Source organism: Planotetraspora phitsanulokensis (assembly GCF_016863295.1).
GTDB lineage: Bacteria > Actinomycetota > Actinomycetes > Streptosporangiales > Streptosporangiaceae > Planotetraspora > Planotetraspora phitsanulokensis.
In genome coordinates, this window is sequence record NZ_BOOP01000005.1 from 1 (window position 1) to 25,354 (window position 25,354).

A 25,354-nucleotide genomic window follows, 5' to 3' on the forward strand; every position below is an offset into this window, starting at 1 on the left:
ACTCACCGGCACACCAACGGCGAGCTCGACCATCACCGCGATCGCCTGGTGCGCCGGCCTGGCACTGATCGGCTACCTGTGGGCCCGCAAGTCGTTCACCAAGCGAGGGTGACCTCGGCCAGCTCACGCCAATCCCGCCGCAAACCATCACGAATCGCCTCGGTGAACACCGTTTCACCGAGGCGATCACGCGTATCCCCGATGATCCTGGCAACATCCGGCAGCGAACGATCCGACACACCACGCACACCGTCACTCGCCGCGAGCAGTCGCACCGCCGGACCTCTGCCGGCCTGGCGCGCCGTCTGCTGCCGGACCATGGAGTCAGGAGTTGCGCGGAGCGACCAGGCCGGATTCGTAGGCGAGGACGACGAGTTGAGCGCGGTCACGGACCTGGAGTTTGACCATGGCCCGGTTGATGTGGGTTTTCGCGGTCATCGGGGTGATCACCATGTGGTCGGCGATCTGGTCGTTGGACAGGCCTTGCGCGGCCAGGGCGACGGCCTCGCGTTCGCGGTTGGTCAGCTCTTTCAGCGCCCTGCTGCCGGTGCCGGAGCTGACCGGTTGGGCGACGTACCTGTTGATCAGTTTGCGGGTGATCGACGGTGCGAGCAGGGCGTCACCGCGCGCGGCGACGCGTACGCCGTGCAGGAAGTCTTCCGGCACGACGTCCTTGACGAGGAACCCGGCAGCGCCGGCCCGCAGTGCGTTGAAGACGTACTCGTCCAAGCCGTAGTTGGTCAGGATGACGACACGCACCCCGGCCAGAGCCGGATCCGCGGCGATACGCCGGGTCGCCTCGATGCCGTCGATGACCGGCATCTGGATGTCGATGAGCGCGACGTCGGGCCGGTGTTCCCTGACCAGAGCCAGACCCTCCTTCCCGTCGGCGGCCTCGGCCACCACCTCGATGTCGTCTTCGAGGTCGAGGAGCGCGCGGAATCCGCTGCGAAGGAGCGGCTGGTCGTCGACCAGCAGGACGCGGATCATGCCGTCTGCTCCACGGGGAGTTCGGCCTGGACGGTGAAGCCGCCCTCGCCGCGCGGCTCGGCGCGCAGCCAACCGCCGAGAGCGGTGACTCGTTCGCGCATGCCGAGCAGCCCGACACCGGGCATCGGGGCCGCGTCCGGTGTGGCCGTGCCGTCGTCGTCGATGCGTATCGCGAGTGCGTCGGGACGACAGTCGATCCGGACGGACGCCGTGGCGGCGTCCGCGTGACGGGCGACGTTGGTGAGGGACTCCTGCACGATCCGGTAAACGGTCCGGTCCACCGCCGCAGGCACGTCGTGTCGTCGTCCTTCGATCGTCAGCGTCGCGTCCAGGCCGATGGTACGGGCCCGTTCCACCAGTTCCGGGACGTGATCGAGCCCACGCGGCGGGGCCGTGTCGTCGTCGCGCAGCGCCTCCAGGGTCGCGCGCAGTTCCCTGGTCGCCTCGCGTCCGGCCTCCTGGATCGCCAGCAGGGCCTCCGGCACCTGTTCGCCACGCTTGCGGGCCACGTGGACCGCGACTTCGGCCTGAACCTTGATGACCGAGATCTGGTGGGTGAGCGAGTCGTGCAACTCCCGCGCGATGTGCAGCCGCTCCTCGGCGGCGCGGTGCCGCGCGGTCTCCTCGCGGGTGCGCTCGGCTTCGTCCGCCCGCCGCTCGGCCTGCCGCAGTGCTTCGCCCGCGGCGCCGGCGGCGATCAGCCAGGCCAGCTCGAGGGCGCCCCGGGCCTGTGCGAACGCCTCGCCCGTGTCGTGCAGGCCCGAGGCCATGGCCGCGAGAGGGAGGGCTGCCAGCATGGTCACGCTCGCCACCACCGTGATGGTGCGATGTCCCGCTCGTACGGCTGCGTACACCGCGAACAGGTACGCGACGGCGGGCACGTCGAAACCCGCCGCCTGGTAACCCACCGCGCACAGCCCGGTGACGACCAGGACGAGTACCGGAGCCCGGCGGCGCACGACCAGAGTCAGCCCGCCGGCCGTCAGCAGCGCGTAGCCGAGCAGGTCGAGGAATGTGGCGGAGTGCTCCCCGGACAGCCCGGTGACCAGCAGCGCAGCGGCCACGCCGACTGCGATCGCCCAGTCTGTTAAACCTGCCCGGACAGCGAACCGTCCTGTGCCCATGCGCGCACACTAACCCGATGTCCGCGCGGGCGAATCCTGCGCACGGATGAGCAGCCGCCTACCGCACATGCGGTACCTTCGCGGCCCCTGCGGCGTCCGCGGCAACCGGCTCCGGCATCGGTGGCAGCGTGAATTGTCCGCGCCTGCACGACGACCGACGGCGGGGCCGGCGGACATGATCAGGCGATGTCCAGTCACGGGAGGAGAAGGAGCACCTCATGTCCATCCGTCACCTGCTTGCCGCCGCAACAGCCGCTCTGATCGGAAGTCTCGTGCTCGCCGCACCGGCGGTCGCAAACGTCTCGGTCCAGGCGGACCCCGTCAGTGCCTACACCTTGACCGCCGGGCGTCTGTGGTCCGTGGTGGCCGCGCTGATCGGGCTGGCCGGTGTCGTCATCGGCGGGCTCGCCATGGCCCGTTCCGCCGGTCGCCTCGGCATCGGCTCCGGCCGAAGGGGCGCCATCGTGGCCCTCGTGACAGGGCTGGCCGGCGCGGTCATCGGCGGAGTGGTCGTGGCCGCCGCCGAAGGCGGTCCCGGCACCGGCTACGGAATAGTCGGCGGTTACGTGGCCCTGGTGGTGGGGCTGATCGCCATGGTTCTCGGTGGGCTGGTTCTGGCCCGATCCCGTCGGCAGGCCGGCTGACCGCAGCGAACGGGACTTGGCTCTAGGAGATGATCTGCCAGGGGCGCATGATCTCGTTGTCCTCGTGCTCCAGCATGTGGCAGTGCTGGATGTACGTGGCGGGGAACTCGCTCCGGGTGCCCGGGATCCCGTCGATGGGCGGGGGCAGCTCGAACCGCAGGACGATTCGGGTGACCACCGCGGGATAGGCGACGACGGTGTCCTGCCAGCCCACCTCGTCGGCGCCGGGTGGCATCACCGGCCCCTTCAGGTAAGGGGCGAGAACAGGCTTGGATGCGGGCGGGCGCCCCTGGGAGATCCAGCTCTTGTAGGCCGCAAGGTAGGCCTTCGAGTCGAACCGCTGACGATTCAGCACCTGGAACTGCACCAGGTGAACGTGCATGGGATGGCCGTCGCCTGAGGTGTTGATGTACTCCCAGATCTCGGTGGTGCCCACCTTGGGGAACTCCTCGACCGGGTCGTCGAAGAATCGCTGGTTGATCGCTAGATGGGTGGATTTGCCGTGGGCATCGCGGTTGGCGGTGATGACGAACTGGCGGCGGGGCAGGCCGTGGGTGGGCTGCAGCGGCGTGACCGGCCGCAGTGACAGCCGGTCCGGGGGCGCGCTCCGGTCCGGGCCGGAGGGTGCTTTGCTCACTCTGAGCTGCATGATCTCGGGCATGGGGACGGGCTTGTCGCCTTGGGGCAAGGGCGTGGGAGCGTCGTTCATCATGGTGATTCGCGTGCCGGCCGGCACGCCGGTCAGGTCGAGGATGACGTCCGCTCGCATCGCGGGGCCCAGCAGGAGGCTGGTGAGGCGCAGCGGCGCGGCGCGGAGGCCGCCGTCGGTGCCGATCAGCCAGAACGGCCGCCGTGTGCCGCCGTCTTGGAACCACAGGTGGAAGAAGCGCTGGTTGGAGCCGTTGAGCAGGCGTAGCCGATAGCGTCGCGGCTCCATGTCCAGGTACGGGTAGGCCTTGCCGTTGACCACCGGGATGGTGCCGAAGAAGTTCGGATTCCACTTGGGGTGATAGGGCGTGGGGCCCCTGTCGGGATAGGACAGTCCGCCGTCCGAGGTGAGGTTGCGGTCCTGCAGGATCAGCGGCACCTCGAAGTCGCCGCGGGGCAGGGGCAGGCCGTCTTCGAAGGCGTCGCGGATCAGGTAGAGGCCGGCCAGCCCGGCGTAGATGTTCAGCCTGGTGATGGCCATCGCGTGGTCGTGGTACCACAACATGGTGGCGTGCTGACGGCTGGTGTAGGCGTAGACGACCTCATTCGGACGGGCTCCGTCCACGGTGGCGTAGACGGGACCGTGCAGACCGTCCGGCGTGAACCACGCCTCAGGGTGGCCGTCCGACTGAGGGGAATCGAAGCCGCCGTGCAGGTGAGGTACGACCCACACGTTCGGCAAGGAGGGGAAGTTCTGCGGCATCCGCCCGCCGGGCGGATCGGGCGGCACGCCGGGGACGTTCCGCCACAACGTGACGTCGACCGCCGATTGCAGCAGATGCGTGGTGGGCAACTCGTTGCGGTAGCGCACCACCACCGGACGGTCCCGCCGCGCGACCAGTGTCGGCCCCAGATAGCCCAGCCCCATCGGCCCGCCCGCGCCCAGAGCCCAAAAGCCCCAGGCCTGCCCGGCCGGCAGGTCACGGTGGAACCGCCAGGGGCGCTGCCGCATCGTCAGTTCGTAGTAGTCCGCCCCCGGATAGGCCGCCGCCTGCTGCGGCACCGGCGACGGCAGTCGCGGCACCGCATCGACATACTTTGCCAGCCGTGCCACGTCATCGGACACGCCGACATGACCGACGCCGGCAGCGGCGGCGCCCACGCCCACTGCCAGGAGCGCGAACTCCCTCCTGGTCAACTCCACCGAATCGCAGCCCCCGCTGATTGATCCTTTCACCCCGATACGTGCCCGAATTCCCGCATATACGCGGATATAACTCCCAAAAGCCGTGTTTGCGGTCACATGCGCCCAAGTCGAGCCATCGCCGCCCGTGACGGCCTCGTACGGCGCCGTGTATCCACCAGCCGACGAGCAGCCCCACCAGGGCCATAGCGACGATGCTGGTGAGGTTAATGAGCACGTCGCAGAGGGTCTGGCCGATCACCACCGCCGACGGCGCCATCGGCAGCGTGCGGACCCGGTCGAAGACGCCTCGTGCAGCGGCCGTATGAAGGGCTGTTGCGGGGATCGGGGCAGGATGTTCAGGTGAGCAGTTCACGTTCGGATTCGGCCCCCAATTTCGGCAGCCGTGGAAAAGCATCCGCGAACAGAAATGCCGAGGCCGACGGACATCGTGCCGCTTGACGGCCATGAAAGATTTTCCCACGTGACCGGCGGAAACCCCTGATCGTGTCCGCGGCGGCGACCGTGTACCGGTCCATCCGAACGAATTCGAGATGACCTCCGGGTAACCGTCGAATGCCGTACACGAAGCAGGAACAGGCGACCGGTTCCCGTGTCGGCGGGGATCCCATTTTCGGTTACGTCATTATCAGCTTTTAGACCAGATGGACGCTGTAGCGGCTGCGGCCGGCATAGTAGTTTGCTCCAATGCTTAAATCACGTAAAACGGGCTGGTCAGCTGTCCTAAAACGCAAGGCGATCTGGTTGGCCGCCGCCGGAGTCGTCGTCACCGGATTACCGGCGGGAGTCGGATCGTCATTCGCGTACGCGTCGGATTCGCACAGGCCTGACAACGCTGTCATCGTCTGGGACCGCAACGCCCAGACGGCGATCTGGGACGTCGCCCGTCAGCAGCCGCAGGTCCAGGCACGCAGTTTCGCGATGGTCCACGGAGCCGTTTACGACGCGGTGAACGCGATCGCCGGCTCTCCCTACCAGCCGTACCTGACCGCACCGGCCGTCAAGGGAAACGCGTCGACGGACGCGGCCGTCGCGACCGCGGCCTTCCGCGTGCTGAACGCGCTGTTCCCGGCTCAGCAGGAGACGTTGAAGACCCAGTACGACGAGTCGCTGGCCGCGATTCCCGACAGTCCCGCGAAGCAGCGCGGGATCAGCGTGGGCGATCAGACGGCCGCTGCGATGATCGCCGCGCGGCAGAACGACGGGGCGTTCGGAAGCCAGACCTGGCCCGTCGGCACCCAGCCTGGTCAGTGGCGGCCGACGCCTCCCACGATGGCCAACGACGGGGCGTGGGTCGGTTACCTCAAGCCGTTCCTCATCCCCAGCGGGTCCATGTTCCGCACGTCCGGCCCGCCGGCGCTCACCAGCCGCCAGTACACCCGGGACTTCAACGAGGTCAAGACGATCGGCTCGGTGACGAGTACGGTGAGGACGGCCGACCAGACGCAGGCCGCGATCTGGTGGCATGACCGGCATCTGGCCGAATGGGAGATCAAGCGGCAGCTCGCGACCTCACAGCGACTGAACACTCTCCAGACGTCGCGGATGTTCGCGATGGTCGATCTGGCCGAAGCCGACGCCACGATCGCCTGCTACAACGAGAAGGCGGCGTGGACCTTCTGGCGGCCGGTCACCGCGATCCAGCTGGCCGACACCGACGGCAACCCGGAGACGGTGGCCGACCCCACCTGGATGCCGTTGCTCGTCACGCCGCCGCACCCCGATTTCACTTCCGGACACACGTGTTTCACCGCGGCGAGCATGTCGGCGTTGAGGAACTTCTTCGGCCGGGATGACATCTCCTTCAGCGGGTACAGCGCCGACTCGGGTACCACCAGGTACTTCCGCGGCTTCTCGCAGGCGATCGGCGAGGTGATCAACGCCCGCATCTGGGGTGGCATCCACACCCGCACGGCCGACATACAGGGCGCGAAGATCGGCGCACAGGTCACCACATACATGGTCGGGCACTACTTCAGGCCCAAGAGGTAATCACCCCCGGCACCGCGCATGACCGGCCGGGCGTCGACCACGCCCGGCCGGGTAGCGCTGCGTTCCGAGCGCAGAGGGCTGGGGTCCCGGTGAGCGGCCGTCGATCAAGGCAGGGGGTTGGGGCAGAATGCAACGCATGACTGAGACAGTGAACCTGCCTGGCGGCACTGCGCTGCCGATGATCGGTTTTGGGACCTGGCAGCTGCGGCCCCAGGAGGCGTACGAGTCGGTGCGTGCGGCGCTTGAGATCGGCTACCGACATGTCGACACCGCGACCTTGTACCAGAACGAGTCGGACGTCGGCAGGGCCGTGAAGGACAGCGGCCTGGACCGGGAGCAGGTCTTCCTCACCACCAAGCTCCGCCCGCAGGACGCGCGGCACGCCCGCCGCACCCTGGAGTCGAGTCTTCAGCTGCTCGGCACCGGCTACCTGGATCTCTGGCTGATCCACTGGCCGACGGAGCAGGACGAGCTCGTCTCGACATGGCAGGAGATGTTGTCCGCCAAGGACGCCGGACTGGTCCGCAACGTCGGGGTCAGCAACTACAGCCCGGAACTGATCGACCTGCTGACCGAGGCCACCGGACGGCAGCCTGCGGTCAACCAGATTCCGTGGAGCCCGGCGCAGCACGACCCCGCCCTGCTGGAGGAGCACCGACGCCGGGGAGTGGTCGTCGAGGGCTACAGCGGCCTCAAGAACACCGACCTGCACAATCCCGTCCTCACCGAGATCGCCCAAAGGCACGACGTCACTCCCGCCCAGGTCGTCCTCCGCTGGCATCTGGAACACGACATCGTGATCCTGCCCAGGTCCTCCCGCCGGGAGCGCGTCACCAGCAACTTCGACCTGCAGGGCTTCGACCTCACGCCGGAAGAGGTCGCCGCGATCGACACCCTCACCTGAACACCACCGACGACTGAACGGCCGCCGTCCGGCGTCAGCGGATGCGGTGGGGACTGGCGGTCAGGGCCGCCCGCACCCCGGACACCGGTCCAGGCCGCGCTGCGCCCGGCGGGCCGGCCTGCGCCGCCAGACGGTGAGCCGGTCGGGCACGCCCGGCCAGGACGGCAGGCCGAACTCCTCGGCGAGGGTCCAGTTCAGTTCGAGCTCGCGGTGCAGGCGGACGGTCCCGGTGGGGCCGTCCGCGTCCCCGCCGACGTAGAGCAGCGTGTCGCCGCGGTACGTGCGCAGCGCGCCGTACCCCGCGGCGTCGTCGTCCGGTGGCGGCCAGCACAGCAGCAACGTGCGGCGGGGGTCGGCGCGGACCGCCGCCTCGGTACTCATGCGCTCGACGGACGCCCACCGGCGGGCGTCCGCGGAGTGGTACCGGTTCCCGCCGGACGCCGGCGGCGCGGTGTCCACGGCGCGGACGTCCGCTCCGCGCAGGCGCAGCAGGGCGGCCCAGTAGCCGGTGCCGGCGCCGCCTTCGATGACCGGGGAGTGGTCGGCGATGCGGGCCAGGGCCGCCTCGTTCGGAATCGCCCACGCGAGCCTGCCCGCCAGCTCACGCCTGCGGCCGGGGAGGTCGAAACACCCGGGCCAGGCCGGGCGTGAGTCGCAACGGGCCGACTCATGGCGGCCCGCCGGCGAGGATCTCCACCAGATCGAGGTATGGGTTGCCTGCCGGGCCGAGCCGCGTCCGGTCCAGTTCGCCGAGCGCGGCGTGGTAGGTCTCCAGCCGGTGCCTCCCCTCGATCCAGTCCTGCCGGGTGGTGGCGGCCGCCGGGCCTCCCGGCGGCCATACCGCGTCCGGATAGCGGGCGGCGAAGTCCTCGAACGTCGGCAGTTCGCGCAACTCGTCGAGGGTGATCGGGGTCAGCCATCGGGGCCGGTGAGGGTACGGCCGCCCGGCGATCCGGTCCGTTTGTGATCCGTGGTCCGGGCGATCTTCAGGACCTGCCCGCCCTTGGGTCCCCGCCACGCAGGCCGCATCGGAACCGGAACAGGCCTGCTCACGGTATCGGTCATAGATCCTCAACCCCCTAACGGGCGCGCGGGCGTACCTATTGTGGGCACGCTCACGAGGGCCACTCGGGTGAGTTTTTCCACGCGGCGGATCGGCTGGTTGGGCGCGTTTTTGTGCGGTTCGGCGGGTCCGGCCGCCGACCGCGTCAGCGGTACATGACGGGCGGTGCCGGTTCGTCCTCCGCGCCGGCGCAGGCGGCGATGTCCGTGGTCGCCGTGGCCTGCTGGAGGAGGCTGTAGAGCTGTTCGCGCTGCTCGAGGGTGAGTGCGGCGAGCACCTCGTCCTCGACCGCGGCCAGGGCGAACTCCGCCTTGGCCAGCTTCTTCGCGCCGACGTCCGTGAGGTCCACGACGTGCCGGCGGCGGTCCTCCGGCGACCGGCGGCGTTCGATCAGGTTGTCGGCTTCGAGGTCGTTGAGCAGGCCGACGAGGTTGGTGCTGTCGATGCCCAGCCTGGCCGCGAGGGCTTGCTGGGTGCTGCTCCCGTGGTCGCGCAGGACGGTGAGCGTGACCAGGTGGCGCGGCCGCAGGCCCAGTGGCGCCAGCACCGTCTCGGACCGCGTCCGCACCCGGCGGGAGAGGTGGTCGAGCAGGGCGGCGCACAGGTGGGGCGGCTGGTTGAGGACCGGGAGCGAGGCCATGTGTCCAGTATACGAGTACTCGCCAGTCGTCTGTGTGCTATAAATGGTTTGTCTTACGCAAATGACTTGTGCAGGCTTCGATACCTGTCGAGGGGGCGCCTGACGCCCACGATCGACCACGAAGCTGCTACTGAAAGAGGAAGCATGAAGAAACTGAGTGACGAGCTCGCCAAGGTGCACCACCTGCTGACCACCGTGGGTGATTACCTGCCCGTCGACGAGCGGCCCGAGCTCGAGCGTTTCCGCGAAGCCGGCCGGTTGTGGAGCGAGCAGTTCCCGGTTCCCGACGAGGCCGTGGTCACGGAGGCGCCGGGCTTCCCGGGCCTGACGGTGACGACTCCGGCGTCGCAGGCCGATCGGGTGCTGCTGTACTTCTACGGCGGCGGCTACAACGCCGGCGAACCCTACGTCTACCGTGCGGTGGGAGCCAGGCTGGCCACCGCGGCCGGCGCCGTGGTCCACCTGCTGGACTACCCGCGCGCCCCGGAGAATCCGTTCCCGGCCGCGCTCGACTCGGCGCTGGCCGCGTACAAGTCGCTGCTCGCCATGGTGGGCCCGGACCGGATCGCGGTGGGCGGCGACTCGGCCGGCGGTGGCCTGACGCTGGCGCTGCTGCTGAAGCTGAAGCAGGAAGGTATCGCCCTGCCCGCGGCCGTGGTGCCGATTTCGCCGTGGACCGATATGACCGTGTCGGCGCCGTCCTTCACCGAACTCGCGGACCGCGACCCGTTCGTCTCGGCCGCCATGCTCCAGGCGTTCGCCGCCGGGTACCTCGGCGACCACGATCCGCGTGACCCCCTGGTGTCCCCGCTGTTCGGCGATCTCTCCGGGCTCTCGCCGATCCACATCGAGGTGGGCACCGAAGAGGTCATGATCGATGACTCGCGCCGGTTCCACGAGAAGGCCCTCGCGGCCGGAAACTCGTCGGAACTGGTCGTCATCGAGGGTGCTCCGCACCTCTTGCAGCTGTTCGCGAGCTTCGCGCCCGAGGCCGTGGACTCGATCGAGCGCATCGGCGCCTTCGTTCGCAAGCACATCGGCTGACCCCCGCCCGAGACGGCCACCCTCGCGGGAGACGGCACCGGCTGTCTCCCGCGAGGGAGCAGGACTTCACGGCCAGTGGGTGTGGCCGGCACGTCGAAGCAGAAGAACCTCTGACGATCGCGAACCCGCCGACGTCGTGGCGCAGAACGTCTCCGGGCCGGCGGCGCGGGAGATCGCGGGGGTCCACGTGCTCGGCGGTGGTGCGTCGCGGGTGTTCAACGCACTGCGCGAGTGGATCCCCGGCGCGACCGCGTCGGCCGGTCAGGCTGTGGCGGTCAAGGCCGGCGAACGGCGGCCGCGATCGATCTGCAGATCCTGTTCGGTTATGGAGTGTCCATTTCGGACCTCGCCGCTCGACGCACACGTTCCACGATCTGCTGGCTTCCACGATCAAACGTCACGATAGGAGGGCGGTCACCATGACCGACTACGGTCACGACCTGCGCTTCGGCTCATTCCTCACCCCGCAGAACCAGGACCCCCAGCGCGTGGTGGACCTGGCGGTGCACTCCGAACAGGTGGGCCTGGACCTGGTGACCTTCCAGGACCATCCCTACCAGCCGGCCTTCCTCGACACGTGGACGCTGATCAGCTGGGCCGCCGCCCGCACCGAGCGCGTCCACCTGTCCGGGAACGTCACCAACCTGCCGCTGCGCCAGCCCGCGGTTTTGGCCCGCTCCGTGACCAGCCTCGACCTGCTGTCGGGCGGCCGGATCGACCTCGGTCTGGGTGCCGGCGGTTTCTGGGACGCCATCGCGGCGATGGGCGGGCGGAAACTGACGCCGGGCGAGAGCGTCCAGGCACTGAGTGAGGCCATCGACATCATCCGCGGCATCTGGGCGGCCGACGAGCGCGGCGCCCTGGGCGTTGACGGCGCGTACTACAAGGTCAAGGGCGCCAAGCGCGGCCCGGCACCCGCCCATGACGTCCCGATCTGGCTGGGCGCCTACAAGCCCCGTATGCTGCGGCTGATCGGCGAGAAGGCGGACGGGTGGCTGCCCAGCCTGGGCTATGTGTCCTCACCGACCCTGCGTGAGGGCAACGAGATCATCGACGAGTCGGCCGCGCGGCACGGCCGCGACCCGCACGAGATCCGCCGTCTGCTCAACATCCAGGGAGCCTTCGGCACATCGTCCGGCCTCTTCCAGGGCCCGACCGGGCAGTGGGTGGAACAGCTCCTCCCGTTCGTCCTGGAGGACGGCATCAGCACCTTCATCCTCGTCTCCGACGACCCCGTGACGCTCCAGACCTTCGCCGAGGAGGTGGCTCCGGCCCTGCGCGCGCAGGCCGCCGCCGAACGCAGGTCAGCCGGCACACCCACCGGCAGCGTCCGCTCGGCCGCCGCCCTGGCCCAGCGCCGCGACGGCATCGACTACGACGGCCTGCCCGCGGACTTGGCCGACCGGGCCGTGGAGCCGGGAGACCGCGAATACCACAAGGTCCGCTCCACGTACCTGTGGTTCGGCTCGCCCGGACTGGTCCTGCGCCCCACCACACCCCAGGAGGTCTCCGAGGCGCTGCGCTACGCCCGCACCCAGGACGTGCCGATTGCGGTCCGCAGCGGCGGACACGGCATCAGCAGCCGCTCCACCAACGACGGAGGCATCGTCCTCGACCTCGGCGCCCTCAACGGCATCGAGATCATCGACCGTGAGCGGCGCCTGGTGCGCGTCGGCCCCGGCGCCCGCTGGGCCGAGGTGGCCGCCGCGCTTGCCCCGCACGGTCTCGCGATCAGTTCCGGCGACGCCGGCGCAGTGGGTGTCGGCGGACTGGCCACCACCGGCGGCCAGGGTTTCCTCGGCCGCTCCTACGGCCTCACCATCGACCACGTCAAGGGCGCGGACGTCGTCCTGGCGGACGGCTCACTGGTGCGTGCGGATGCCGAGCAGCACCCCGACCTGTTCTGGGCCCTGCGCGGCGCCGGCGCCAACATGGGCATCGTCACCTCGTTCGACATCGAGGCCGCCGAACTCGGCGACGTCGTCTTCGCCCAGATCCTGCACAATGCCGCCGACACCACGGGCTTCCTGCAGATGTGGGGCAAGGTGATGGAGGACAGCCCCCGCGAGCTGACCGCGTTCCTCACTGTCGTCCGGGAGGGTGGGCGCCGGCTCGCCCTGACCTACGCCGTCTGGGCCGGCGACGACACCGAGCCGGCGGCCCATGCGCTGGAGCGCTTCCTGCCCATCGCCCCGGTCCTGGAGCAGAGCGCGCAACTCGTCCCGTACGCGGCGGTCATTACCCAGGCTCCCGGCCAGCACGACGGCCAGTCCCTGATGCACAGCCGCACCGCGCTGGTGGACCACCTCGACGCCGACACCGCCGCCCTGGTGACGGGCCTGTTCGACCGCAGGGACACCAGCTACTTCCAGATCCGCGCCGTGGGCGGAGCCGTCAACGACCTGCCGGCCGACGCAACCGCCTACGCCCACCGCACCCAGAACCTCTCCCTCAGCGTCGTGGTCCACCAGGGCCACGAGGAGCAGACGGACCGGGAATGGGCGAAGATCCCTTCGACCGGCCTCTACCTCAGCTTCGAGACCCATGACCACGCCACCGCACTGACCAAGGCGTTCCCGCCGGCCACCCTGGAGCGGCTGCGGCGGGTGAAGGGCGTCTACGACCCCGACAACGTCTTCCGCAACAACTTCTCCGTCAGCCCGACGACGACATGACGGGGCACGGCCGCCGGGGATCTTCCGCTGAAACGGCCCGTACGCCTCAGCCTTCTCATCAGTCAGAAGTTCCACCGGCATGGGTGGACCGTAGCCACATCCCACCAGCGACCGAGGATCTTCCGCCGAACCCCTGCACGGAACCGATCACCCGTGCTAGACACCCGAGATCAAGTGCTTAGCGTTAATGGCTGTACCGATGGTCCCCATGGCCGGACCTGCTGACGCGTACGCCGTCTTCAGCCCTCGAGTCCCAGCATCAACCGGAGCTGAGACAGGAGGACACCGCGGAAGTCGGCGGGAGACGGCCTGGGATGGTGCAGGACGCGGGAGATGATGGCTCCGGTCAGGACGGCGAGCACGAAATCCGCCACATCCTCGGGTCTATGGGTGAGCCTGAATGCTCCCTGCTCACTGCCTTCCCTTGCCGCGGCCAGAAAGGGCGCCCGATAGCGCAGTTGCATTTCCACGCTGTACTCGCGAAGCTCGTCGTCCCGCATGGCGGACCGCCAGAATTCGACGAGCATCTGCCGAGAGTGGTCGGGAAGCTCCAGGCTGCGGTCGATCATCGCGACCAGTCGCTCCCACGGATCGAGATCAGTGGAGGCCGCTGCTTCCATGGCCGCCACCTCCCGGTCTACGGAGAGTTGTAGAGCCTCGATGACCATGTCCTCGCGCGAACCGAAGTAGTTCTGCAGCGTGCTGATCGCGACGCCACTGGCAGCCGATACGTCGGCGAAGCGCGTGTTCTCGTAACCGCGTTCCGCGAGCACAAGCGTCACCGCCTCGAGAACAAGGGTCCGCCTCGCCCCACCTGCACGCTTTTTTCGACTCGCGATAGGCATGGCCGTACCGTAGGGCCGTGCCTAATGGCAGTCAAACAGGCGGGACGTGTGATCCGGGTAGGCGCGAGTCGTCTCCCGGATCACGCATCACCGTACGTCGTTCAGCCCGAGCCGGGGCCGGCCGGCAATGGCTGAGAGCGTTGCCGTGGAGCGGAGAGAACAAAGCCCGCCGAGTCGCCGGCGACTACGCGCGGGGCGGGATGTTGTGGTTGAAGCGGAACAGGTTGTGCGGGTCGTGCAGGGCTTTCGCCGCCTGAAGACGCTCGTAGGTCGGCTCGTCGTACGCCATGCGCACGCTCTGGACGGAGACGTCCGCCGGCGAGAGGTAGCCGGGGTGCTTCCGGGCACCTCCGGACGGCGTCAGCCTGTCGATCAGGTCCAAGCCCACGTTCTTGTGGGCGGCCACATCGTCGGGCGAGACGGCGGTCAACGCGAAAAGAGAGAAGGCGGCATCGCGCCGCCCCACCGCATTCGCCTTTTCCGGAGACGTTCCGAGTGCGCCGCCCAGATGAGTCACGTTGACCATGGTGATGCGCGTGTCGGAACCCGGTCCCGCGATGTCGAGAATCGCTTCCATGACTGGCGGAGACAGTTCGTCGAGCATGGCGAAGTGCTCCACGGCGGCGCCCGGTTCGGTCGGGTCATTGGTGATGGAAGCAATGTCCGCGAAGGGCATCGTCGTCACGGTGTCGGCGAGTACCGGCGCAGCCGCCCGCAAAGGGGCGACCAGTGCTTCACCATCACGTGCCGAGCCCAGATAGGAAACCCGTATCGAGACGGTGAGCTTCCCCCGCATGAATTCGGGGACGAAAGGCAGGTCGGGCGCGCGCAGGAAGACGATCGACGAAGTCAGTTCGTCCGGCGCGTCGGCGGTGAACCGTTGGTAGGCCTGCAGCACCGCGCGCGCGTTGTCACCCGAGTAGTGCAAGGCTCCCGCGTACAGTTCCCGCACGGGGAACAGGCTGAACTCCATCGCGGTGACGACGCCGAAATTGCCCTTCCCTCCGCGCAGAGCGAAGAACAGGTCCGCGTCGGAATCCGGTGTGACGTGGTGGAGTTCGCCGTCCGCGGTCACGACCTCGATCCGCAGGACATGGTCGGCCGCGTACCCGAAGGCCCGCCCCAGCGCGACGCTCACCCCGCCGCCGAGCGTGTAACCGACGACACCGACCGTCGGTGAGGAACCGGCGAGCGGCGCGAGTCCGATTTTGGCGGCTTCTTCCACCACCTGTCCCCAGCGGACGCCGGCTTCGACCCGGGCGGTCATCTTCGCGCTGTCGATGCTCACCCCCGTCATGCGACGGGTGGTGATCATGACGGCCTCTCCGGTGACGGACATGGAAGGGCCGTGACCGGTGTTGAGGACCGCGACAGGCAGGTTCCGGTCCCCTGCGAAGCGCACCGCCGCCTGAACGTCCGCCACGCAGGTGGCGCCGATGATCACGTGAGGGTGATGGGCGACGGTCATGTTGAACACCGACACCTCGTCGGCGAAACCGTCGTCGTCTGGGAAGAAGACGGGCCCTGTGACGGATGAGGGCAGCAAGGAACTCGTGGGGAGGGGCATGTGAATGTCTTTCTGATCTTGTCTCGCAGAACGGTGCGAGCCGGGTGCCGATGACCACAGGCGCGGCGCGGCGAACGTCTAGGTGTTGCCCGGCATACGATCCGCAGTCCTTGTTGAACCGCCCTGCGTTTGCTCGAGCCGGCCACCACAACAATCGGCATGAAGATACGGTATGACGATACCGATTCGCAAGCCCTCGGTTCCGCATTGACGCTGATCAGCGCAGTGCTCGCACGACGTCACGTCAGTAGCGCTGCGCTCAACAGAGGCATCATCCGAAGCGACTGCCGGCCACCTCGGACAGGTGCCGCGCCTGCACCATCACTCGTGGCCGCTACTCCTCACCGCTGCTCCAGCACCTCCGATGCGGGACGGCGCACGCTGCCGGCGTCTTCGAGGGCGACTCCCAGCCGCATGATCATCTGGGGGAAGGCGCCGCCGCAGACGTGCCACCGGATGAACTCGCGCAGATCGTGCATCTCCAACGCCTGCGTATGGAACGCCGCGCTCAGGCCGTACGCGGACGCGTGGAGAAGCATGCGCTGCAACGCCTGCCCGGCGACCAGCCAGTCCTCGTTGGAGTCACCCGTCGTGGTCAGTACCGCGACCAGCCCGGTGGTCGACGACAGAGGCACGTCGTCCTCGCTCCCCCACCGGTTTCCCTGGGCGTAGTCGCGCTGCGCGAAGTGCTCGGGCCGGGTACGCCTCTGCGCCGTCGGATAACTGCGTGCGGGGATGCCGTCGCTCCTGGAACTGCCCGGGGGTCTGGCCCAGCGCAGTATCTCCAGGGCGAACGCCCGATTCTGCGCCTCGATCTCCTGTGCCGCGCTGGTGAGCGCGGCGAGCACGCGCATGGTGGATTCCGTCCGCACGAGCACGAGCTCCGCCCCTTCGGCACTCGCATCGGCGGCGAGCGTGCCGATCACAGGATCGGACACGGGTAAGGCGCTGAACCCCGCGCGGTGAGTCCTGCGCCGTGGGATCTCAGCGTGGAGCACGCAGGCCTCGTCAGTTCTCACACCCGACCGAGGCCGAACGGTGGCCAGCAGTGAAGGCCGGTCGGGGTCCGGCAGCACCCTGACCGCCGGCTCGTAGCCGAGCGCACTCAACGTGATCCGCACGTTGAAGAGCGCGGCGCCGCAGCTGATCAGCATCTGGCGGCCGGTGGGATCGGCGACCTGCAGCTTCCTGTCCGTGTCGGCCCGCAGACTGATCTCGTCGCCGGACAGGGCGAATGACCACGGCTGCGTGTTGTGCACCGACGGCGCCCAGACCGCGGCCTCGATCGCCGCGCGCGCCGCGCCGGAGACGGCGTCCGATGTTCGTGTGTTCACGGCGTTCTCCTGGTGACGTGTTGCCTGATTGCCGCTAGAGAAGAGGCGGCGGGACGAGTAGGTCGTCGAAGAGGAACGCGAGGTCGGCCCTGACATCGACGACGCCGTCGAGGGCGCGGACAGCCCGCAGCAGCGGCAACAGTTGCGAATGCCGGGGAATCCATCCCCTCAGCCTGACGACACCCGCTTCGACGGCGATGCGAAGCTCTGCGGGGTCGACGTCCAGCCGTCTTGCGACGATCTCGATGTCGTTCGTGATGTCCTCCGGCGACCGGTCGAAGACCCTGAGCAGGTCCCCCTGGTGAACGGTCCCGACGATGCGGCCCGTCGCCGGGTCGACCACGGGCAGCTGCTTGATCCTTTCGCGGTGCATCAGCCGCGCCGCCTCGTCCACTGAGGTCTCAGTGGTCACAGTGACCGCGGGAGTGGTCATGAGGTGGCGCGCCGTCATGCCCGCCGCCTTGCGGTGCTCCGCCCACTTCTTCGGGCCCTGGATGAACCGCGCGCCGCGCCCGGCCGTCACCTTGAGGAGCAGATCGTCCTCCGACACCACGCCCACCGGGCGGCGGTACTCGTCGATCACCGTGACCGCGCCCACCTTGTACCGCTGCATGATGCCGGTCAGATCGGCGAACGACGCGTCCAGGTGGGCGGCGACGGCGACCTTGCCCATCACGTCCTGCACTACGAGCGCCATGTCGACCCTCCCTGCTCAGCTCCGTTCGCCTCACTCAGCAGCGTCGCCCCGGCGGCCGCCCCCGGTCAGCGGTGAAGGTCCTGTTCGCCGGGGACTTTCGGCCACAATCTTCCCGGCCCATCGGCGCCCCGACGGGCAGCCGGCTCCAGCGGCGAGCTCGTGGGACCCGTAGGCCTCTCAGGACGCTGCGAGATCGGGATCCCTGGACGGGGACGAGTCCAGGGAGAAATAGGCCTCCTCCTCCTGCGCGAAGTGCAAGGTCAGCACGGCATGAAGGCCATAAAGGCAGGCGCGCAGATCGTCGAGCTGGTCCGGGTGGGGTCCCTGATCTCCCGCGAGCCGGAGATGCCGCCCCAGCCGTTTCACCAGGCGGTCGATCTCGGCGTGGGCTCTGCTCATCGTCACGGTCGCCTCCGGATCGCCCAGCATCCGTGCCATCGCGGGATAGAGCCGGCTCTCTTCGGCGTGTTCGTGCGGCAGCAGCTCCTCGGTGAGGAACGCGTGGACGCTCCGCAGCTCGGCGAGGACCTCACCCTGTGTCTCGCGGCTCAGGCGGTCGCCGACCTCGCGGATGCGTTCGAGCGAAGACCGCAGCCCCGCGTGTTCCTCCCCGAACCGGCGCAGGAGCGCGCGTGTCGGGTCATCCACCCGCAGACGGGTCCCCCGGGACGGCCCCAATGCGCGCAGCGCATTGAGGATCACGGCGACGTCGATGGCCTCCTGCAGCACCGCACCGGGCGCGGGAGGCAACCAGCCGAAAGCAGCCACCGCCATCGCGAGCAGCGACAACGTCATTCCGGCCGCGGCGCTCTGCACAGCGATGCGCCGGGTCCGCCTGGCGACGTCCATGGCGTCCGCGAGGCGGTCCAGCCGATCGGCGGTCAGGACCACGTCGGCGGCCTGAGCAGACGCGGCGGCGCCACGGGCTCCCATGGCGACACCGACATCCGCGGCGGACAAGGCCGGGGCGTCGTTGACACCGTCGCCCACCATCACCGTCGTCGATCGCCGCGTCTCGTCACGAACCTGCGCCACCTTGCCCTGGGGGGTCTGCTCCGCCAGGACCCGGTCGATGCCGAGGACGGCGGCCACGCTCTCGGCGACCTCGGCCCGGTCGCCGGTGAGCATCACCACCCTGTCGATCCCGGCCAGCCTCAGCCGCCGCAGCGTCCGCGCCGCGTCGGTGCGCACCGCGTCGCGCAGGAGGATCACACCCACGCTGCGGCCGTCCGCGGCTACCCAGACCGTCATGGCGCCGTCCAACGCCGCCCTGGCTCGCTGGGCCCGCTCCCATTCGGAGGACCGGGGCCCCGCGGACTTGCCCACCCGCACGTGCCGGCCGTCGACGAGCCCCTCCGTACCGCTTCCCGGCTCCTCGCGCACCTGCTGGGGGATGGGGAGGGATAGTGAGCGCTCCCGTGCGACGCGCACGATCGCCGCAGCCAGAACATGGGCTGACATCTGGTCGACTCCGGCGGCGAGCCGCAGCACCTTGTCGGCATCCCAACCGGGAGCCGGCACGATGTCCACCACCTCGGGCCGGCCGACGGTGAGGGTTCCCGTCTTGTCCAGAACCAGAGTCCGCGCGGTTCCGAGCGCCTCCAGCGCTCCTCCGCCTTTGACGAGGACGCCGTGCCGAGCCGTTCGGGACAGACCGGCCGCGATCGCGGCAGGCGCCGCGAGCAGAAGCGGGCATGGAGTCGCGACGACCAGCACAGCGACCGCGCGGACCGCAGCGCCGGAGGCCGACCAGGCGATGCCGGACAGCAGGAGTGTGAGAGGCAGGAACCAGGCCGCGTACCGGTCGGCCAACCGCACGACCGGGGCCGTAGCCGCCTCCGTCTCCTCCGCCAGCCTGACCAGTGCCGCATAGGCGCTCTTGTCAGCGGTCGACGTGGCCCTCATGTCGAACGCCGCACCGGCGTTCACCACACCGCTGAGCACGCTTCCGGTGGCCCGATGTTCCACCGGAACCGATTCGCCGGTCAGCGCCGACTCGTCCAGCAGCGCGACGCCGCGATCCACTACGCCGTCGACGGGTACCATCTCGCCTCCAGGTACCAAGAGGCGATCTCCCGGACGCACGTCCTCTACGCCCACAACGCAGACGGCACCGTCCTGGTATCGGCGAGCCGAACGCGGAGCCCGCTCATACAGTGCGGCGAGGTCCCGCCGCGCGCGGCGTAGCGCGTAGCTTTCCAGGACCCGGCCGGTCGCCAGCATGAGCGCGATCAGTGCCCCCGCGAGGAACTCGCGCACTGCCAGGGCTCCCGCCAGGGCGAGCACCGCGATCACGTCGACGCTCATCCGGCCGGTGCGGAGGGCGCGAACGACCCACCACACGGCCGGAAGCAACGCGACGACGGTCGCGGCCGCCCACATCGCCTGCGCCGGCCGGTCGGCACCCAGTAGGCGGCAAATGCCCCCGACGGTCAGCGAGCAGGCTGTGAACACGAGGAACAGGTAGTTCTTCACGCGCGTGGACTCCTGTGTTCGGCGCACGGCTCCGCAGACCCGATCCGCATTGAGGCTCAGCTCCTCGGCGTGCGGACGACGGCCAGCGGACAGCGTGCGTGGTGAAGCATCGCCTGGCTGATCGAGCCGAGGATCAACCCCACGAACTCTCCAGAGCCGTGAGAACCCACGACCAGAAGGTCCGCCCTCTCGGAAGCCCGCCTGAGCACGTCAGCCGGATGACCTTGCACGACCTCTTCGGTCACCTCCACCTCGGGGTGGCGCTTCCGGTGCTCTACCAGGGCCTCCTCCAGGAGGCGGATCTCGAGCTGCTCGTCGTCAGCGGGATCCATCATCGGCACGACGGCTCCGCCGGCGCTCCACATCCACAGATTCCAGACGCGGACGGCACGAAGCCCCGCACCACGAAGCGCGGCCTCAGCGAAGGCGAATTCCAGGACCGCGGCGCCTTCGGGCGAGCCGTCGACTCCGACGACCACCTCGCCGCGTGGCGGCGATGCCGACTGCCGCACGACGACGACGTCACAGGGCGCGTGCCCTGCCACACCGTGAGCGACCGAACCGAGCAGCAGCCCGCGGAAACCGCCGAGTCCGTGGTTGCCGACCACGAGCAGATCCGCATCCTCGGCCGCCTGGATCAGAGCCGAGCGCGGGTCACCGGCGAGGAGCGCGTAGTCGACCACGACATCGGGTTTCTCCTGGCGGGCGCGTTCGACCCCTGCCATCACCACCTGCGTACCGCTGTCCCGCATCCACTTGGCGATCTGCTCGTGGGATCTCTTCACGGCTCGCTTGAACACCCATTCGGGCAGGGCGTATACGACCTTCAGCGGCACGCCGCGCAGCGCCGCCTCCCTGCCTGCCCACCCTGCGGCCTCGAGGCCCGCCTCCGATCCGTCGACACCAACAATGATCATTGCTCCTCCTCTCTTGCCGTCCTGTCTCCATGACATGCGGCGGAGACGCCGAAGCAGAAGCGCCGAAGGTCCATCTGACCGGGGACCTCCGGCCCTCGGCCCGAGTCAGCGGAGATCCGCCGACAGGGTGCCGGCGACATCCTGAACCGCCGACCAGACAGGGGCGGACAGCGGGGCGCCGATCGAGAAATCACCACCCTCGATCCCGAAGACGATCAGCGTGCCCGGCATGCGGCCGAGGGCCTCGCCGAGCCCGACAGCCTCAGCGAGCCCCAGCGAATGCGAGCTCCCCCGAAACGAGTCTCCGCTGACGAGGTCGATTCGCCGGTGGACGGTGCCGGGAGCTGCTCCCGAGCACACCGCGTCGATCACGATGGCCAGGTCGGCTCCCGCCCATGCGTCGATCAACTCGGTCGCGTCGCCTGAGGTCTCTTCGGTCGCCACCGACGGAGGCAGCGATCCGCGCAGGAGCCGGACGACCTCGAGCCCCGCAGCGTCGTCGCCACGGCTGGCGTTGCCGCAGCCGATCACCACGGTCCTACTGGGCGTCGACATGGAGATCCAGGAAGTGGGCCGAGCAGGAGATGCACGGATCGTAGTTGCGGATCGCACGTTCGCAGAGCGCGGCGAGCTCGTCCGTCGGCAGGTGGAGGCGGGGCTCGACGAGCTGGAGGAGATCGGTTTCCATGCGTGCCTGGTTCTGTGCGGTCGGCGGGACGATGTCGGCCTCGGCGATCGAGCCGTCGATGTCTACGCGGTACCGGTGGTAGAGGGTGCCCCGCGGCGCCTCGGAGGCGCCGTGTCCGGTGGTCGCCCGGTACTCGAAGGGAATGGCCGGCGTCTCGGGCTCGGTGTAGCTCTCGATGATGCGCAGCGCCTTCTCGCACGCATGGAGGACCTCGACCGCCCGCACGATGATGCTGCGGAAGGGGTTGCGGCAGTCCGCGCCCAGTCCGGCGTCGGCGGCCGCTTGGCGCGCGGACTCGCACAGCTGCGCGGAGTTGAGGCTGTATCGGGCCATCGGGCCGACGAGGTATCCGATCTCGCCGTCGAGCCGGGCGTGCAGCGCGGTGGAGTACGGCACCTGTGCCTCGGTCACGTGGGCGGGCCACTCCTCCACCGCGAACGCTTCGCCCGTGCTGGTGGCGATGGAGCCCGACAGGATCGCGTACTCATCCGGGTGCCGCAGCGCGAGGAACGTGTAGTCGTGGTCGACGTCTGGGAAGTCGAACCCGGCGACCCAGGAGACGGTCTCCCGGGCGATGTCGCGGGCGTGGCGGAGCCGCTCGGCGACCGGGGCGAGCTCGGCACGGGTGGGGACCCGGTAGAACCCGCCCACCTTGACGTTGACCGGGTGGATCGGCCGGCCTCCGATGGCGGCGACCAACTCGTTGCCTGCCTTCTTGAGCGCGAGGCCGTGCTCCACGAGATCTCGGTGGTCGGCCGCCATGGCGACGCCGCTCTCGTAGCCCAGGAAATCCGGCGCGTGCAGGAGGTAGATGTGCAGCGTGTGCGACTCGATCCACTCGCCGTAGTACAGGAGCAGCCGCAGGTCTCGTAGCGGACCGGAGACCTCGATGCCGCAGGCCGCTTCTACGGCCTGACAGGCGCTCATCTGGTAGGCGACGGGGCAGATGCCGCAGATGCGGGCCGTGATGTCGGGCGGCTCGGTGTGTGAGCGGCCCCGCAACAACGCCTCGAAGAACCGCGGCGGCTCGTAGATCCGCAGCTCCATGCCTGTGACGCGGCCATCACGGGCGTGCACTGTCAGCGCTCCCTCCCCCTCCACACGGGACAGGCTGCCCACCTTGATCGTCTTATGCGTCATCGTCGGCCTCCCGGCTGTTCTCCGCGCTCTCGGACGCCTGACGGAAGGGTTCTGCTGTCGCGTTGAACGTCCTGTAGACGCGGACGAGCTCGGGGGTGCTCATTCCGAGTGCGCGCAGCTGCTTGTTCAGCGCCCGCGCGTTGGGGCTTTCCATGGGGCCGAAACAGCCGTAGCAGCCGCGGTCGAACGCGGGGCAGAGAGCTCCGCAGCCCGCCTGGGTGACCGGTCCGAGGCACGGCGTGCCATGCGCGACCATGACACAGGCGTTGCCCCGGGCCTTGCACTCGACGCAGACGCTGTGCGCTGGAACGACGGGGCGCCGCCCGGCGAGGAAGGCGGAGATGACCTCCAGCAGTTGCCTCTTGTCGATCGGGCAGCCGCGCAGCTCGAAGTCCACCGGCACATTCGCGGAGATCGGTGTCGAGCGGTCGAGCGTCGCGATGTAACCCGGCCGGGCGTAGACGACGGCGGCGAACTCACGCACGTCGCCGAAGTCGCGGAGCGCCTGGATGCCGCCGGCGGTCGCGCAGGCCCCGATCGTCACCAGGTGCTTGGACACCCTCCGCACGTGCTGGATGCGCTCCAGGTCCTCGGGTGTGGTGATCGATCCCTCCACCAGCGACAGGTCGTAGGGGCCGGGGCCTGGAGCGCTCGACGCCTCGAGGAAGTAGGCGATCTCCACCTCGGCCGCGACCGACAGCAGTTCGTCCTCGCAGTCGAGTAGCGTCAATTGGCAGCCGTCGCAGGACGCGAACTTCCACACCGCCAGCCGCGGCACGCCCTCCGTGCGCTTGCGGACGCTTCTGGTGACTGCCGTGCCCTTCCGGGTGCCCATCACAGCTCCCTGACCGCGAGAAGCGGTGCCGCCACGTCGTAGGTCACCACAGGCCCGTCGAGGCAGACGAACAGGGGTCCCAGCTGGCAGTGGCCGCACCGGCCGATCCCGCATTTCATGTTCCGCTCCAGCAGCACCGCCGTACGCCGCGGGTCGACACCACGCCGCACCAATTCCACCGCCGTCGCTTTGATCATGGCGTCGGGCCCGCAGACGAATGCGAATGTCCGGCGGGGCTCGAAGACGATGCGGTCGAGGAGGTGGGTCACGAGTCCCACCGGGCCCGTCCACGCCTGGTCGGGGTGATCGACGGTCACCTGGACGTCGATGCCGTGGCCGTCGTGCCAGCGGGCCAGGTCCTGGGGGTAGATGACCGTGGCCGGCGTGCGGGCTCCGACGATCACACTGGCCCGCCCATATAGGGAGGGATGGGCGGTCAGTTCGCGCACCACCGGCCGCAGCGGAGCCAGACCGAGCCCTCCGGCGGCGACGACCACGTCGAGCCCGGCCGCGGCCGACAGGTCCCACCCGGTGCCGTACGGCCCGCGGAGCCCGATGACGTCGCCGCGCCGCTTGTGGCACAACGCTCTGCTGACAGCGCCGACCGCGCGGATCGTCTGCACATACCCGCCTGGTCGGAACCATCCGCTGATCGATATCGGGATCTCCCCCACACCGGGCGCGTACAGCATCGTGAACTGGCCCGGGACGAACGACGGGCAGGCGCCGTCGACAGGCTCAAGCGTCAGGGTCACCGTGTCGGCGCGGTCAGGGCGTCGCGAGCGGATCCGGTACGGCGCCGGCGTCATCGGATGAGTCTCCGGTGTCATCGGAGATTCGCCAGTTCCTCGGTCACGTCGATGCCGACCGGGCACCACGTGATGCACCGCCCGCATCCCACGCATCCGGACATGCCGAACTGGTCGTACCAGGTCGCGAACTTGTGGGTCAGCCACTGCCGGTAACGCCCTTCCCCAGACCCGCGCACAGGAGAGCCGTTGAGTTCGGAGAAGTCGAGCGTGAAGCAGGAGTCCCAGCGTTCGACCCGCTCGGCCGTGCCATCGGACAGGCTGGTCGAATCCTCCATCGTCGTGCAGAAACATGTCGGGCACACCATGGTGCAGTTGGTACAGGAGAGGCATCGAGAGGCGACGTCGGACCAGCGGGGCGAGTCATGCGCCTGTGGCAACCACTGCTGGATGCCCTCTGTGTCCACCTGGCGCCCCATGTGCTCCGCCGCGATCCGGGAGACCTCCTCCGCCGCGGCCAGGTCGTCATCGCAGGCCGCGGCCTGCGACAGCGCACCGAGCACGTCCACGCCCTTCTCACTGCCCGCCTCCACGACGAACCGGTGCGGGTCGGCCAGTTCGGTCAGGGCCAGATCGAAGCCCTTGGTCGCCTTCGGCCCCGTGCCCATGGAGACGCAGAAACAGGTGCCTCCGGGCACCGCGCAGTTCACCGTCACAAGGAACAGCGCCTCGCGCCGTCTGCGATAAGCGGGATCCGGATGACGGCCACCCAGGAACACCCGGTCCTGCACCGCGAGCGCCGCCAGATCGCATGGCCGGATACCCAGGAGCGCGAGGCGAGGCGCCTCGTCCTCCACCTCTTCGATGTCGCCTCGCCGCATGCGGATCAGCGTCTGCCGGGGAGGCTGCGTGAAACGCTTGGCGGAGTCAGGGCTCGCCGCATAATCGAACATGAGATCGCCATCATGCGTCGACAGTCGATAACGCCCGGGTGTCTGCTCATCCCGCGCTCCTCGGGGAAGATCCGCCGCTGAGGAGATCTCCTCCATCCGGATGACACCACCCCGGGCGACCGGGCCGACGACCGCGAAGCCGCGGGACCGCAACTCTGCGATCAACGGTTCCAGCGAATCCAGCACGAACGCAGCCATGACGCATCCCCCCGCCACGCGTCGCGGT

The 25,354-nt window shown here is 69.0% G+C and carries 24 protein-coding genes; 6 read left to right on the forward strand and 18 right to left on the reverse strand.

What is annotated here, in order from left to right:
* Positions 1–95: 95 nt before the first annotated feature.
* The 3 genes from Pph01_RS07830 to Pph01_RS43270 are packed head-to-tail and all read right to left on the reverse strand — an operon-like array spanning position 96 to position 2,054.
* A complete protein-coding gene (locus Pph01_RS07830) occupies positions 96–275 on the reverse strand; it encodes a hypothetical protein (RefSeq protein WP_204072318.1) in 180 nt (59 codons plus the stop codon).
* A gap of 49 nt (positions 276–324) precedes the next feature.
* The gene (locus tag Pph01_RS07835; protein ID WP_204072319.1) at positions 325–990 is read right to left on the reverse strand and encodes a response regulator; all 666 of its coding nucleotides are present in this window, start codon (positions 988–990) and stop codon (positions 325–327) included.
* Complete coding sequence (locus Pph01_RS43270; protein ID WP_275412804.1) at positions 987–2,054, reverse strand: sensor histidine kinase; 1,068 nt, start codon at positions 2,052–2,054, stop codon at positions 987–989. The genes Pph01_RS07835 and Pph01_RS43270 overlap by 4 nt, the downstream gene beginning before the upstream one ends.
* A 278-nt stretch (positions 2,055–2,332) precedes the next feature.
* Between Pph01_RS43270 and Pph01_RS07845 the strand changes: the two genes are divergently transcribed.
* Entirely contained in the window at positions 2,333–2,758 is a 426-nt protein-coding gene (locus tag Pph01_RS07845; RefSeq protein ID WP_239116509.1) for a DUF6223 family protein, read from the forward strand.
* 22 nt (positions 2,759–2,780) lie between these two features.
* On the opposite strand, the gene Pph01_RS07850 is transcribed toward Pph01_RS07845, so the two are convergent.
* Positions 2,781–4,610 carry a multicopper oxidase family protein gene (locus tag Pph01_RS07850; RefSeq protein ID WP_204072321.1) on the reverse strand — a complete coding sequence of 610 codons (1,830 nt, stop codon included), beginning with the start codon at positions 4,608–4,610 and terminating at the stop codon, positions 2,781–2,783.
* Between the two features lie 744 nt (positions 4,611–5,354).
* On the opposite strand from Pph01_RS07850, the gene Pph01_RS07855 reads away from it, so the two are divergent.
* Positions 5,355–6,602, forward strand: coding sequence for a vanadium-dependent haloperoxidase (locus Pph01_RS07855; protein ID WP_204072322.1), 1,248 nt, complete (start codon positions 5,355–5,357; stop codon positions 6,600–6,602).
* Between the two features lie 136 nt (positions 6,603–6,738).
* Positions 6,739–7,506: an aldo/keto reductase gene (locus Pph01_RS07860; RefSeq protein ID WP_204072323.1), complete on the forward strand. Its 768-nt coding sequence runs from the start codon at positions 6,739–6,741 to the stop codon at positions 7,504–7,506.
* Positions 7,507–7,566: 60 nt separating this feature from the next.
* Here the strand turns inward: Pph01_RS07860 and Pph01_RS07865 are convergent, their stop codons facing one another.
* Positions 7,567–7,887 carry a hypothetical protein gene (locus Pph01_RS07865; protein WP_204072324.1) on the reverse strand — a complete coding sequence of 107 codons (321 nt, stop codon included), beginning with the start codon at positions 7,885–7,887 and terminating at the stop codon, positions 7,567–7,569.
* Here Pph01_RS07865 and Pph01_RS43275 point away from each other — a divergent pair.
* On the forward strand, positions 7,886–8,011 hold the full coding sequence (locus tag Pph01_RS43275) for a hypothetical protein (protein ID WP_275412805.1): 126 nt from the start codon (positions 7,886–7,888) through the stop codon (positions 8,009–8,011). The two genes, Pph01_RS07865 and Pph01_RS43275, sit on opposite strands and share 2 nt — an antisense overlap.
* A 162-nt stretch (positions 8,012–8,173) precedes the next feature.
* On the opposite strand, the gene Pph01_RS07870 is transcribed toward Pph01_RS43275, so the two are convergent.
* A complete protein-coding gene (locus Pph01_RS07870; RefSeq protein WP_204072325.1) occupies positions 8,174–8,398 on the reverse strand; it encodes a hypothetical protein in 225 nt (74 codons plus the stop codon).
* 316 nt (positions 8,399–8,714) lie between these two features.
* Positions 8,715–9,209: a MarR family winged helix-turn-helix transcriptional regulator gene (locus Pph01_RS07875; protein ID WP_204072326.1), complete on the reverse strand. Its 495-nt coding sequence runs from the start codon at positions 9,207–9,209 to the stop codon at positions 8,715–8,717.
* Between the two features lie 144 nt (positions 9,210–9,353).
* Here Pph01_RS07875 and Pph01_RS07880 point away from each other — a divergent pair, with 144 nt between their 5' ends.
* Complete coding sequence (locus tag Pph01_RS07880) at positions 9,354–10,253, forward strand: alpha/beta hydrolase (protein ID WP_204072327.1); 900 nt, start codon at positions 9,354–9,356, stop codon at positions 10,251–10,253.
* Positions 10,254–10,672: 419 nt separating this feature from the next.
* Positions 10,673–12,928 (forward strand): LLM class flavin-dependent oxidoreductase, encoded by a 2,256-nt coding sequence (locus Pph01_RS07885; RefSeq protein WP_204072328.1) that lies wholly within the window; start codon positions 10,673–10,675, stop codon positions 12,926–12,928.
* Positions 12,929–13,167: 239 nt separating this feature from the next.
* Here the strand turns inward: Pph01_RS07885 and Pph01_RS07890 are convergent, their stop codons facing one another.
* The 11 genes from Pph01_RS07890 to Pph01_RS07940 form a co-directional block, all read right to left on the reverse strand.
* Positions 13,168–13,710 (reverse strand): TetR/AcrR family transcriptional regulator, encoded by a 543-nt coding sequence (locus Pph01_RS07890; RefSeq protein ID WP_204072329.1) that lies wholly within the window; start codon positions 13,708–13,710, stop codon positions 13,168–13,170.
* 247 nt (positions 13,711–13,957) lie between these two features.
* Positions 13,958–15,217: an FAD-binding oxidoreductase gene (locus tag Pph01_RS07895; RefSeq protein ID WP_204072330.1), complete on the reverse strand. Its 1,260-nt coding sequence runs from the start codon at positions 15,215–15,217 to the stop codon at positions 13,958–13,960.
* A 464-nt stretch (positions 15,218–15,681) separates the two neighbouring features.
* Positions 15,682–16,674 (reverse strand): Acg family FMN-binding oxidoreductase, encoded by a 993-nt coding sequence (locus Pph01_RS07900; RefSeq protein WP_204072331.1) that lies wholly within the window; start codon positions 16,672–16,674, stop codon positions 15,682–15,684.
* A gap of 34 nt (positions 16,675–16,708) precedes the next feature.
* Complete coding sequence (locus Pph01_RS07905) at positions 16,709–17,371, reverse strand: CBS domain-containing protein (protein ID WP_204072332.1); 663 nt, start codon at positions 17,369–17,371, stop codon at positions 16,709–16,711.
* 177 nt (positions 17,372–17,548) lie between these two features.
* Entirely contained in the window at positions 17,549–19,846 is a 2,298-nt protein-coding gene (locus Pph01_RS07910; RefSeq protein ID WP_239116510.1) for a heavy metal translocating P-type ATPase, read from the reverse strand.
* Positions 19,847–19,902: 56 nt separating this feature from the next.
* Positions 19,903–20,763, reverse strand: coding sequence for a universal stress protein (locus Pph01_RS07915; protein ID WP_204072333.1), 861 nt, complete (start codon positions 20,761–20,763; stop codon positions 19,903–19,905).
* A gap of 105 nt (positions 20,764–20,868) precedes the next feature.
* On the reverse strand, positions 20,869–21,318 hold the full coding sequence (locus Pph01_RS07920) for a hydrogenase maturation protease (protein ID WP_204072334.1): 450 nt from the start codon (positions 21,316–21,318) through the stop codon (positions 20,869–20,871).
* Positions 21,302–22,591: a Ni/Fe hydrogenase subunit alpha gene (locus tag Pph01_RS07925; RefSeq protein WP_204072335.1), complete on the reverse strand. Its 1,290-nt coding sequence runs from the start codon at positions 22,589–22,591 to the stop codon at positions 21,302–21,304. The genes Pph01_RS07920 and Pph01_RS07925 overlap by 17 nt, the downstream gene beginning before the upstream one ends.
* Positions 22,581–23,426: an NADH-quinone oxidoreductase subunit B family protein gene (locus tag Pph01_RS07930; RefSeq protein ID WP_204072336.1), complete on the reverse strand. Its 846-nt coding sequence runs from the start codon at positions 23,424–23,426 to the stop codon at positions 22,581–22,583. Before Pph01_RS07930 ends, Pph01_RS07925 begins: the two co-directional genes overlap by 11 nt.
* The gene (locus tag Pph01_RS07935; protein WP_204072337.1) at positions 23,426–24,235 is read right to left on the reverse strand and encodes an FAD/NAD(P)-binding protein; all 810 of its coding nucleotides are present in this window, start codon (positions 24,233–24,235) and stop codon (positions 23,426–23,428) included. Before Pph01_RS07935 ends, Pph01_RS07930 begins: the two co-directional genes overlap by 1 nt.
* 17 nt (positions 24,236–24,252) lie before the next feature.
* The gene (locus tag Pph01_RS07940; protein WP_204072338.1) at positions 24,253–25,326 is read right to left on the reverse strand and encodes a 4Fe-4S dicluster domain-containing protein; all 1,074 of its coding nucleotides are present in this window, start codon (positions 25,324–25,326) and stop codon (positions 24,253–24,255) included.
* Between the last annotated feature and the right edge of the window lie 28 nt (positions 25,327–25,354).